The organism is Anaeromassilibacillus sp. 1001302B_160321_C8 (assembly GCF_015554745.1).
Lineage (GTDB): Bacteria > Bacillota > Clostridia > Oscillospirales > Acutalibacteraceae > Anaeromassilibacillus > Anaeromassilibacillus stercoravium.
In genome coordinates, this window is record NZ_JADNJD010000007.1 from 111,038 (window position 1) to 122,625 (window position 11,588).

An 11,588-nucleotide genomic window follows, 5' to 3' on the forward strand; every position below is an offset into this window, starting at 1 on the left:
GGATTGAAATAATCCTGGCCAATTGTGATGCCGCTCTTTGCAGCGTCACCCTCCGTGTGGAGGGTGTGGATTGAAATTATGTAGATCAGCGCGGGATATAGCGTCTTCCCGTCCGTCACCCTCCGTGTGGAGGGTGTGGATTGAAATACCTGATGCGGCTTTATCCCAAACGCCGCTGTCAACTGTCACCCTCCGTGTGGAGGGTGTGGATTGAAATTATGTCTGTTGCGCTGAAGGCTGCCTGGGCGCTTGGTCACCCTCCGTGTGGAGGGTGTGGATTGAAATCGTAAACGTGTATTTTGTTTGAGCGGCAAAATAAGTCACCCTCCGTGTGGAGGGTGTGGATTGAAATATTTCTGTTTGTGGTGTCTTCACTTGTTTGACTTGGTCACCCTCCGTGTGGAGGGTGTGGATTGAAATTACTTCAACCTCCGGTTTCAGCCATCCCGGAAGCCGTCACCCTCCGTGTGGAGGGTGTGGATTGAAATCTTTGCCCTATGAAATGTATTGGCAAAGTCGAGAAGTCACCCTCCGTGTGGAGGGTGTGGATTGAAATTAGGGATATAAAAAATATATCCCTAGAAACCGCCAGTCACCCTCCGTGTGGAGGGTGTGGATTGAAATGTTTATCCAAAATATCTGGCAGGCTATTGTAGATGTCACCCTCCGTGTGGAGGGTGTGGATTGAAATATCTGAGTGGGCATGGACAGATGTGCCCACCCGTCACCCTCCGTGTGGAGGGTGTGGATTGAAATCAAAAGTTGAGACAGAGACGCAGATGCCTGTGGGTCACCCTCCGTGTGGAGGGTGTGGATTGAAATCGCTCGGGTTTGTGATGTCAACTTGCATCAGAGGAGTCACCCTCCGTGTGGAGGGTGTGGATTGAAATTACAAAAGAATCTTTGAAGAGCTGCTGGGGGTGGAGGTCACCCTCCGTGTGGAGGGTGTGGATTGAAATGGTAGTCAGTAAGATAGGTATAATTATCAACGTGTCACCCTCCGTGTGGAGGGTGTGGATTGAAATTTATCATTTTGAAGGGGAGCTTTTGCGGAGAGCCAGTCACCCTCCGTGTGGAGGGTGTGGATTGAAATTCTGTTAGTAACCTGTGTGGGAACAATCATAACATGTCACCCTCCGTGTGGAGGGTGTGGATTGAAATTTAAACATGCTCCAAGGGTTATCAAACATACGAGAGTCACCCTCCGTGTGGAGGGTGTGGATTGAAATTGTCATGGTTGGGAAAAAGCCCGTGGATGCCGAATGTCACCCTCCGTGTGGAGGGTGTGGATTGAAATTTGTAAATTTAATTATGCGTTAACAAAAGATGACGTCACCCTCCGTGTGGAGGGTGTGGATTGAAATAAATTTAAAGTTAAGTTAGGAGAGTGATTTTATGGCGTCACCCTCCGTGTGGAGGGTGTGGATTGAAATAGAATAGAGAACAAGCACTCACATCACAATTATCTGGTCACCCTCCGTGTGGAGGGTGTGGATTGAAATCGCTTTTTCATAATATTGTACCTCCTAAAAAAGGGGTCACCCTCCGTGTGGAGGGTGTGGATTGAAATGCCCATTCCCCGACGAGCGTATTATCGTCTACGAGTCACCCTCCGTGTGGAGGGTGTGGATTGAAATGATGGAGAAGACGAGAGTAGCGGAAAAAAATATCACGTCACCCTCCGTGTGGAGGGTGTGGATTGAAATGACAAATTCTGCAAGAGAAAAAGAAAATTTTATTAGTCACCCTCCGTGTGGAGGGTGTGGATTGAAATACGCTCCACATTACTGCTATCTGAAATGTAAATCGTCACCCTCCGTGTGGAGGGTGTGGATTGAAATATTGTTGCATTAAACAACGCCTGCGCTGCGGTCGGTCACCCTCCGTGTGGAGGGTGTGGATTGAAATGCCGTGTTTTGCCATATCCGGCGGGCCTTCTGTGGGTCACCCTCCGTGTGGAGGGTGTGGATTGAAATGGCTGTGTGTACCCAAAAGAGAACCCGCGGCACGTCACCCTCCGTGTGGAGGGTGTGGATTGAAATCCACAACTGCTGGCTCGTTTTTGCGGCAAGGAAGTCACCCTCCGTGTGGAGGGTGTGGATTGAAATTCGGTAGATCACGACAAAATCCTTAAGTGGGATTGTCACCCTCCGTGTGGAGGGTGTGGATTGAAATTGAAATATTTGTAGTCTCTGATTAATTTGCTCTTGGGTCACCCTCCGTGTGGAGGGTGTGGATTGAAATCGTACTTGATCTCGACATACCTGTTGACCCTCAACGTCACCCTCCGTGTGGAGGGTGTGGATTGAAATTTCGATATATGCTGTCATTTTTGGGAAAATCTCGCGCGTCACCCTCCGTGTGGAGGGTGTGGATTGAAATGATGATGAACGCAGAGAATTCTGCCTTCAATCCGAAGTCACCCTCCGTGTGGAGGGTGTGGATTGAAATTAGGTGAGGACAAATATGTTGATCTGGAAGTGCGGTCACCCTCCGTGTGGAGGGTGTGGATTGAAATGATGGGAACCAAGTATCACTCCGGCTAGTTGGCGTCACCCTCCGTGTGGAGGGTGTGGATTGAAATTCGTCATCGCTTGCGCGCTCGATACTCCCTTCCGGGTCACCCTCCGTGTGGAGGGTGTGGATTGAAATAAACATTTTGATGTATTCCGGGATATTTCCGACGTCACCCTCCGTGTGGAGGGTGTGGATTGAAATCCATTGGTATGATAACCGGGAAGCTGTCGGAAACGGGTCACCCTCCGTGTGGAGGGTGTGGATTGAAATTTTTTGCTTGCGGTTTTGCTTCCCGTTTTGTTTGGGTCACCCTCCGTGTGGAGGGTGTGGATTGAAATCTGCTACCACTTCAAAGTGCTCCGTTCTTTCTACGGTCACCCTCCGTGTGGAGGGTGTGGGTTGAAATACCTGTCCGATGTTTACCCTGACAGATCCCTTGACCATTCTCTATACGGAAAGCGCGGCTGAAACACACTATGGACGAAGTTTATTGATAAGATTTTGCTGGGAGTGTCCGTGTATAAGTGTGATAGGTGAGAGGTTGACACAGTCCTCCTTTTTGCGATAAGATTAAACAATATAAAGTGGTTTGCAACCAAAGCAACACAATTGCATGGGAGGTGGCAGTATGCGAACGATTTGCGGAGTAGCAGCATCCAAGGGGATCGCAATCGGGAAGCTCTGCATCCGGCAGAATCCTGCAGAGATGAAAAACATGCCGCCTGCTGCCGATGCAAACATTGAGATTCAGCGCCTGTATGCTGCGCGCACGGCAGCAGAGCGGAAGATCAACAAGCTCTATCGCCAAGCGCTACATAAATTTGGAGCCGAAGATTCGTTGATTTTTAAAAGCCATATTATGCTCTTGGAAGATCATGAATTTTTTGATCATATCCAAAGCCACATTCTTCACGATCATATGACAGCAGAGTCGGCCGTTTATATGACCGCCCAGCATTTTTATCAGTTTTTTTCTGAGATGGAAGACGAGTACATGCGGGCGCGTGACACGGATATTCGGGATGTCGCTAGGCATTTGCTGCGCTATTTAAATCCGGATTACGCAGAACAGTTGAATGGAATGCGGGAAAAGGGAATTGTAGCTGTGGAGGAACTCTTGCCAAGCGAGGCGGTTACATTTAATCGCAGAAAAGTGCTTGCTTTTTTATCGAAAAGCGGTTCCCGTTACTCGCATGCCGCAATCCTTTTGCGTAATGCAGGGATCCCCTATGTGGTTGGCTTGGAGGATTCCTATCAATCTTTGGTCCAGGCAGAGACCGTGGTTGTGGATGGTTTTACAGGCGACGTCGTTTTAAATCCAGATACTATGGCGCTGAGAGAATATGGCGAAAAGCAATATGAATACTTTTTGCATTTGCATGCGCTTCATGAATTGCGCGGCTGTCCCTCTGTGACGCGGGATGGCTATCGCATCGACATCCATGCCAATATTGGGCATGTGGAAGATGTGCAGCAGGTTTTGGACAATGACGCCGATGGAATCGGCCTACTGCGTACAGAGTTCCTTTATTTGGGGAACAATATGGATTGTTCCGAAGAGGGGCAGTTCCAAGCCTATAAAAAAGTTCTGGAAAAGATGCAGGGGAAGCGCGTGGTCATCCGGACACTCGATGTCAGCGAAGAGCCGGAGATCAGCCAGTGGCGCTATGGAGACCGCGTCAATCCTGCTATGGGGTTTCGGGCGATACGCTTCAGCTTGCGTCGGCCGGATTTGTTTTTGACACAGCTTCGGGCAATTTTGCGGGCGTCCGTCTATGGGAAAGCTGCGGTTCTATTTCCGGTTGTGACATCCGAAGAGGAGGTTATAAAGGCGAAAGCATTGTTGCAACAAGCACGTGCGTCGTTGGAAGCAGAAGGAGTTCCGGTGGCTGACAAGATTGAAATAGGGATTATGATCGAAACACCGGCCGCGGTTATTCTGAGCGACCGTCTTGCATCGATGGTGGATTTTTTTAGCATTGGAACGAACGATTTGACACAGTACATTCTCGCAACAGACCGAATGAATGATTCGATAGCTTCGTTGTATAATCCACGGCATCCAGCGGTACTTCGCATGATTGATATGACGGTGGCAAACGCCAAGAAACATGGAATCTGGACAAGCATCTGCGGTGAATCGGCGGCAGATGCGGAACTGTTACGATTTTACCTTGCGATGGGGGTGGAAGAGCTTTCTGTCGCTCCATCTGCGGTGTTGGAATTGCGCCGTATCGTGCGGCAAACAACGCTTGGAAAGCATAAAGATCGGATTATCCAAAAATATTGCAACGGATAGAAAACGATTGGCAGAAAGAGGACGTGGCTTTCATGTCCTTTTTCTATATAGCGTGCGATCATGCGCATCGAGAAAAAGATTCATTACATCCCTGAAATGTGTGCGGAGAGATGGATGGGGTGTGTTTCCATAATAAAATGATAGAGAAAGAATGAGGGTTCAAACGATGGCAAAGACATTGGTATTGGCGGAAAAACCGTCTGTCGGAAGAGAGCTGGCGCGGGTGCTCGGATGCAGGCAGGGCGGCAATGGGTATCTGTCCGGTGGGCAATATATTGTGACATGGGCGTTGGGACATCTTGTGGAGCTGGCTGAACCGGAGGCGTACGGAGAACAGTACAAGACTTGGAGCATGGATACCCTGCCGATGCTGCCGGAAAAAATGGAATTGAAAGTCATTCCTGAAACGAGCAAGCAATATAGCGTTGTAAAAAAATTGTTGCATAGTCCGGAAGTTGGCTCCTTGGTTATTGCAACGGACGCCGGCCGGGAGGGAGAACTGGTCGCACGCTGGATCTTGGAAAAAGCAGGCTTCCATAAGCCAGTCAAACGCCTGTGGATCTCTTCCCAAACGGATCGCGCCATCCGCGAGGGGTTTGCAAACTTAAAGGATGGAAAGGCGTATTATAACCTGTATATGTCGGCCCAGTCCCGTGCAGAAGCGGATTGGCTGGTCGGGCTCAATGTCACCCGCGCGCTGACCTGCAAATTTAACGCACAGCTATCTGCGGGGCGTGTGCAGACGCCGACCTTGGCGTTGCTTGTTCAGCGGGAAGAGGAGATTCGCCGCTTTGTCCCGAAAGACTACTATACAGTTCGCGCTGACCTGGGAAACTTCTTTGTGACTTGGCACAATGGCAAGAATCAGACCGCAATTTCAGACAAGGAGAAGGCAGATGCCATCGCGGAGAAGATCCGAGAAAAGAAGTTTCGCATCACCGAAGTAAAAAAAACATTTGGTTCGACACCGCCACCGATGCTCTATGACCTGACAGAATTGCAGCGCGATGCAAATAAATTGTACCAATACTCCCCCAAGCAGACGTTAAACATCATGCAGCGGCTGTATGAAACCCATAAAGCGCTTACGTATCCCCGCACGGATTCCCGGTATCTGACTGCAGATCTTGTACCGACGCTGCCGGAGCGCCTGCGTGCGGTGAACCACGGGGAGTTTGGCCCCATTGTAGGGGAGATATTCCGTACCCGGAAGAGCATTTCCCATGCGTGCGTCAACAATGCGAAGGTGACCGATCATCATGCGATCATCCCCACGGAGGAGCAGGTCAATTTGCTCAGCTTGAACCAGGAAGAGAGAAGGATCTATACGCTGGTCGTCAAACGGTTCCTGACCTGTTTCTATCCGAGCTATGACTTTAAGAAAATCCGTGTGGAATTGACCGCTGAGGGCGAGTCGTTTTCTGCGGCCGGCCGTGAGATTATCGAGCTGGGGTGGAAAAAGGTCGAAAAAGGCATCGAAGAAGACGAAGAAGAAGCCGCAGAGCAGGTACTTCCAAACCTGCGCCAAGGGGATTCCTTTGTGTGTAAAAACATCCAACTCAAAGCGCAGAAAACCGCTCCGCCTGCCCGCTATACAGAGGCGACGCTCCTTTCCGCTATGGAGAATCCTTCAAAGTTCATCGAGGATAAAAAGATGAAGGAGTATATCGGCGGCGGACTGGGAACGCCTGCTACCCGCGCGGACATCATTGAAAAGCTGTTCAGTTCCTTTTATGTAGAGAAGAGAGGGAATTCGCTGGTTCCAACGTCGAAAGGCATGCAACTGATCGGCCTTGTGCCGCCGGATCTGAAGGAACCTCTTCTCACAGCGCGCTGGGAACAGCGGTTGGAAGGGATCAGCCAGGGCAAAGAAAATCGGGGTGCTTTTATCAAAGAGATCAAGGGATATGCGACCGCTTTGGTCAAAACAGTGGCCAGTAGCGAGGCGACCTATGTGCATGAAAATATGACCCAGAAGATATGCCCGGAATGTGGTAAGCACCTGTTGATGGTCAACACCAAAAAGGGAAAAATGTTGGTATGCCAGGACCGGGAATGCGGTTATCGCCGCAATGTTGTAACAGAGACGCGGGTGCGCTGCCCCAATTGCCATAAGTTTATGGAACTCTTTGGCGAGGGGGACAATAAGACATTCGCATGCCGCTGCGGTTTCCGCTCCAAGGCGGATAAGTTTTTTGAAAGCCGGGAAAAGCGGTCCAGTGCATCGAAACGGGATGTACAACAGTATTTGAGAAATCAAAACCAGAAGAAAGATCCAGGCGTCAGTGCATTTGCAGCCGCGTGGGCGAAGAGCTTAGAAGCGGCGAAGAAAAAAGGATCAGAATGAGCATGTGGATTCGCACAAAAACATTCTGGAAATCCTTGTTATTTCATGTGTAATATTTTATAATAAGAATAGAGGGTACAACAAATTTTTGAAAGCTTCATTCTACATCACAGGGAGGGCGTTTCGATGAAACCGTTTGTGATTACAGTCGCGCGCGGATATGGAAGCGGTGGCAAGACAATCGGCAAAATGTTGGCGGAGGATCTGGGCGTCAAATATTACGATATGGAGTTGTTGCGGCTTGCATCCGACGAAAGTGGGATCAATGAGCACCTTTTTGCAGAGGCAGATGAGAAGCTCAAAACGCCGCGTCTGTTTAAGCCGCGTAAAAGTGCGTACACAGGCGAAGTGATTCCCCCAGATAGCGAAGATTTTGTTTCCGATCAGAATTTATTTAATTATCAGGCAAAGGTGATCCGCGATTTAGCGGAGAAAGAATCCTGTGTGATTATTGGGCGGTGCGCAGATTTTGTATTAAAAGACTACAAAAACGTTGTGCGCGTATACGTACACGCCCCGTTTGACTATTGCGTAGAAAAGACCATGATGGTTCATGGAAATATGGACGAAGAGGAGGCCAAACGGTATATCCGCAAAGTGGACAAACGCCGTGGGGATTACTATCTCTATTTTACTGGACGCGATTGGCATAATGCAGATAACTACGACCTTTGCCTCAACAGCAGCGACCTTGGCTGGGAAAAATGTGTGGCGCTAGTAAAGGCTTATATGGAGATTAAACTCGGCGATTAAAGGCGCCGTTCGTTGTAAAAAGCTCCCCTCGGATTCTTTCTTGAGAATCCGAGGGGAGCTTTTATAGATGTTGAATGGCAAAGGCCTTTCCATATTTCCAGGGGGAGGCCAAGGATTCCGTCCTCTCCTGGAAAACAGATATCCCTTTGACGCGGTTTTAAATGGGCAATCGCTTTAAAATGCCTCACGATGGCGCTGATGGCGAAGTTCCCGGCGTTTTTCACCGGCTTCCCATTCGGCACGATCTTGGAAATTCTCCAGAATCAGCCCGGGAACAGCGGTAGGGTTGCCCTGGTCATCCAAGGCGACTTCCACCAGATAGGCGGTGTTTACAAGTTTGCGCTCCCCGGAGAGGCTTTCCACAAAACTATCGACGCGCACTTCCATAGAGGTACGCCCGACGTAGGTGATTTTCCCATGCAGGACGACTGTACTGTTCGCATAAACCGCTTCTTTAAATTGGAGATTATCAATTGCGGCGGTTGTGACATTCCGATTGGAATGCCGCCGCGCGACGATTCCGCCTACAACATCAATCCAGGCGGCCAGCTGTCCGCCGAATACGCGGCCAGCCCCATTCAAATGGTTAGGCATGATGGCTTGTACCTGTTCGACTTCAGAGTCTGCTACACGTTTTGCAGGGATGTTGGATTCCATAGGATCATTCCTTTAAACATGATTTTGGAGTGCAGGATTTTGAATAGGTGTGGATCTGTTGGCGCCAAGGCCCTTTTGAAGGCCACACTTGCACAGAATACCAATCACAAAAAATTTACGATTTACCTGGATTCCAAGATTTTCTTTTCTAATTATAACGTAAAATGCCCGGTTCTGTAAAGCTGGTTTGTACAAGAGGCTGAAAGAATGAACAAAAGATTGCAATCAGCCTGGTAGAGGTAACAGGATTGTAGTTGCACCAGGTAGTTTTTGTAGCTATAATGGTTCCTATGCAGAAAGGAGGCGGTGAGATGCCGGAAGAGTCTTGTTGCGCCATCCTTGTCGCGGCGGGAAACTCCAGCCGCATGGGGATGGGAATGTCCAAGCAGTTCCTTTTGTTGGGGGGGAAGCCGGTTATTGTACATACGCTGCTTGCCTTTGAGCGGGCGGCGAGCATTTCCAGCATCGTTGTAGTTTGCCGCCCGGAGGATCAGGCAGCTGTACAGTGTTTAGCGGATCAGCATGCAATTGGAAAGTTGTGCGCCGTTGTAGCGGGGGGAGCGACCCGGCAGCGCTCTGTCGCTGCGGGACTGGCTGCCGTACCAAAGGAAACGGAGTATTTGGCTATTCATGATGGGGCGCGTCCGCTGATTCGCCCTGAGGAGATCGACGCCACCGTACAGGATGCCCGGACTTATGGAGCTGCCGCGCTTTGCACGTTGGTGAAAGATACGATTAAAATGCAGAATACGGATGGATTTGTTTGTTCTACGCCGGATCGCAGCTCCCTGCGCGCGGTGCAGACTCCGCAGGTTTTTGAACGGGGTCTCTACGAACAGGCGATGCAAGTTGCAGCGCAAGAAGGCGCGGATTATACGGACGACTGCCAACTGGTGGAGCATTTGGGAAAAATGGTCCATTTGGTCACCGGCGGTTATACAAATATCAAGATTACAACCCCGGAGGACCTCCCTGCGGCGGAGGCGCTCCTCAAGAAAGAAAGGGGCGATCCTATGCGAATTGGGCACGGCTACGATGTCCACCGGCTGGTGCCCGGCCGGAAACTGGTTTTGGGTGGTGTTGAAATCCCTTATGATAAAGGCCTTTTGGGGCATTCGGATGCCGATGTATTGACCCATGCCGTGATGGATGCGTTGCTGGGAGCAGCGGCGCTGGGCGATATTGGAACATGGTTCCCGGACACAGACCCAGCTTACAGCGGCGCAGACAGCTTGGCGCTGCTGCGGCAGGTGGTCCATATCTTGCAGAAACACGGCTGCCGGATTGTAAATATCGACGCGACGGTTTTGGCCCAGGAACCAAAGCTCAAGCCTTATATTGAGATGATGCGCAGCCGTTTGGCTGAGGCGAGTGGAATGGAACTTGGGCAGGTTAGCGTGAAGGCTACAACGGAAGAAGGGCTCGGATTTACAGGGGAAAAGCAGGGGATCGCCGCTCATGCGGTGTGCTTGTTGGAAAAATAAAGGGGCAGGTTGTTCTTTCTAAGGAAATAGTCAAAGGGCTTGTTTGTAGCATACTCTGGTAATAAAAACAGAGAGGTGATACTTGTGGGCAAGCCTATGCTTATGGTTAGCTCCATCACATACGCGATGAAGGGGCGAGACCTGCTTTTTCAACACGGGATCAAGTCCTATGTAGAGAGAACACCGCACAGCAATGAAAACGCTGGATGCGGATACAGTATATATGTCCCCAACCGCACCGACGAGGCGGAGGCCATTTTGACACGAGCTGGCATTCGGGTCCTGGGCCGGACGGAAAGGGAGGACGTGGGATGATTTATTTCGATAACGCCGCGACCACCTACCCAAAGCCGCCGCAGGTGATTCGTGCAGTTGACGAAGCGATGCGAAAATACGGGGCAAATCCAGGCCGGGCAGGCCATACGATGTCCATGGAGACAGCGGAAGAGCTGTACCGGTGCCGGACGGCTGTGGCAGAATTTTTCCACGCGCCAGGCCCAGAGTGCGTAGTGTTTACACTCAATTGTACGCAAGCGATCAATTTCATCTTAAAAGGTGTGTTAAAATCCGGGGATCATGTGGTCACCTCCAATTTGGAGCACAATGCCGTCATGCGCCCTCTCCAAGCGCTCCAAAAGAGGGGCGTCACTTATACAGAGGCGCAGGTAGTCCCTGGGGATAACGACGCTACGGTAGACGCCTTCCGGAAGGCACTGCGCGCCAATACCAAATTGATCGTCTGCACGCATGTTTCCAATGTGTGGGGCATTCGTCTGCCCATTGAGCGTTTAGCTGCACTGGGGCACGAGTATGGGGTCCCGATTGCTGTGGATTGCGCACAAAGCGCGGGCGTGCTGCCGGTTGATATGCAGGAGTTTCAATTCGACTATCTCTGTGTGGCTGCCCATAAAGGGCTCTATGCCCCCATGGGGACGGGAATTTTGATTACACCGCATGGGGCGTCCATGGAAACGTTGATGGAAGGCGGGACCGGGACGGCATCCATCTCATTGGAGCAACCGGAGACCATGCCCGACCGCCTGGAAAGTGGGACCATCAACATCCCGGGGATTGCCGGGATACGTGCAGGGATTTCTTTTGTGAAAAGCAAGGGGATTGAACGGATCTACCGGCATGAGCTGGGGCTGATCCAGGCATTATACCGAAGCCTATCCAAGATGGAAGGGGTTCAGCTTTACACACCGGAGCCTGTGGAGCCGTACTTTGCCCCTGTGCTTTCCTTCAATATAAAGGAGGCCAACAGCGAGGCTGTAGCGCAGAGGTTAAATGCGGCGGGGATCGCCGTCCGTGCGGGGTTGCACTGTGCGCCTAGGGCTCACGAGAGCTTTGGGACTTTGCAGCAGGGGGCTGTGCGTGTATGCCCGTCCGCCTTTAATAATATGAATGAGATCCGTGCGTTCTCCAACACGGTTATGAAAATTCATAGAAAATAGGGGAAAGCATTTGCATATCCCATTAATTGTGATAATATTATATTGGATATTTTTATTATATGAAGGCATACGAACGT

The 11,588-nt window shown here is 50.4% G+C and carries 7 protein-coding genes and 1 CRISPR repeat array; of the genes, 6 read left to right on the forward strand and 1 reads right to left on the reverse strand.

The annotated features are described in order from the left end of the window. Window positions 1-44 precede the first annotated feature (44 nt). Window positions 45-2,923: a CRISPR direct-repeat array (repeat unit 33 nt; unit sequence GTCACCCTCCGTGTGGAGGGTGTGGATTGAAAT). Window positions 2,924-3,145: 222 nt separating this feature from the next. The 3 genes from ptsP to I2E77_RS06840 all read left to right on the forward strand — a co-directional run bounded on the left by ptsP (window position 3,146) and on the right by I2E77_RS06840 (window position 7,916). Further along, on the forward strand, window positions 3,146-4,816 hold the full coding sequence (ptsP, locus tag I2E77_RS06830; protein WP_172749494.1) for a phosphoenolpyruvate--protein phosphotransferase: 1,671 nt from the start codon (window positions 3,146-3,148) through the stop codon (window positions 4,814-4,816). A gap of 166 nt (window positions 4,817-4,982) precedes the next feature. Continuing rightward, the gene (locus I2E77_RS06835; protein ID WP_195450906.1) at window positions 4,983-7,163 is read left to right on the forward strand and encodes a DNA topoisomerase III; all 2,181 of its coding nucleotides are present in this window, start codon (window positions 4,983-4,985) and stop codon (window positions 7,161-7,163) included. A gap of 126 nt (window positions 7,164-7,289) precedes the next feature. Further along, complete coding sequence (locus I2E77_RS06840; protein WP_191396007.1) at window positions 7,290-7,916, forward strand: cytidylate kinase-like family protein; 627 nt, start codon at window positions 7,290-7,292, stop codon at window positions 7,914-7,916. Window positions 7,917-8,090: 174 nt separating this feature from the next. Here the strand turns inward: I2E77_RS06840 and I2E77_RS06845 are convergent, their stop codons facing one another. Next, a complete protein-coding gene (locus tag I2E77_RS06845; protein WP_087229390.1) occupies window positions 8,091-8,573 on the reverse strand; it encodes an acyl-CoA thioesterase in 483 nt (160 codons plus the stop codon). 311 nt (window positions 8,574-8,884) lie between these two features. Between I2E77_RS06845 and ispD the strand changes: the two genes are divergently transcribed. The 3 genes from ispD to I2E77_RS06860 all read left to right on the forward strand — a co-directional run bounded on the left by ispD (window position 8,885) and on the right by I2E77_RS06860 (window position 11,511). Then, window positions 8,885-10,057 carry a 2-C-methyl-D-erythritol 4-phosphate cytidylyltransferase gene (gene ispD / locus I2E77_RS06850; RefSeq protein ID WP_207651938.1) on the forward strand — a complete coding sequence of 391 codons (1,173 nt, stop codon included), beginning with the start codon at window positions 8,885-8,887 and terminating at the stop codon, window positions 10,055-10,057. 102 nt (window positions 10,058-10,159) lie between these two features. Next, the gene (locus tag I2E77_RS06855; RefSeq protein ID WP_279323437.1) at window positions 10,160-10,372 is read left to right on the forward strand and encodes a DUF3343 domain-containing protein; all 213 of its coding nucleotides are present in this window, start codon (window positions 10,160-10,162) and stop codon (window positions 10,370-10,372) included. Continuing rightward, window positions 10,369-11,511: an aminotransferase class V-fold PLP-dependent enzyme gene (locus tag I2E77_RS06860; protein WP_195450907.1), complete on the forward strand. Its 1,143-nt coding sequence runs from the start codon at window positions 10,369-10,371 to the stop codon at window positions 11,509-11,511. Before I2E77_RS06855 ends, I2E77_RS06860 begins: the two co-directional genes overlap by 4 nt. The last annotated feature ends 77 nt before the right edge of the window (window positions 11,512-11,588 follow it).

What these genes read in the sequence shown, in the direction of transcription:
- ptsP (WP_172749494.1), top strand. Translation starts at nt 3,146, where the DNA reads ATGCGAACGATTTGCGGAGTAGCAGCATCCAAGGGGATCGCAATCGGG.
- I2E77_RS06835 (WP_195450906.1), top strand. Translation starts at nt 4,983, where the DNA reads ATGGCAAAGACATTGGTATTGGCGGAAAAACCGTCTGTCGGAAGAGAG.
- I2E77_RS06840 (WP_191396007.1), top strand. Translation starts at nt 7,290, where the DNA reads ATGAAACCGTTTGTGATTACAGTCGCGCGCGGATATGGAAGCGGTGGC.
- I2E77_RS06845 (WP_087229390.1), bottom strand. Translation starts at nt 8,573, where the DNA reads ATGGAATCCAACATCCCTGCAAAACGTGTAGCAGACTCTGAAGTCGAA.
- ispD (WP_207651938.1), top strand. Translation starts at nt 8,885, where the DNA reads ATGCCGGAAGAGTCTTGTTGCGCCATCCTTGTCGCGGCGGGAAACTCC.
- I2E77_RS06855 (WP_279323437.1), top strand. Translation starts at nt 10,160, where the DNA reads ATGGTTAGCTCCATCACATACGCGATGAAGGGGCGAGACCTGCTTTTT.
- I2E77_RS06860 (WP_195450907.1), top strand. Translation starts at nt 10,369, where the DNA reads ATGATTTATTTCGATAACGCCGCGACCACCTACCCAAAGCCGCCGCAG.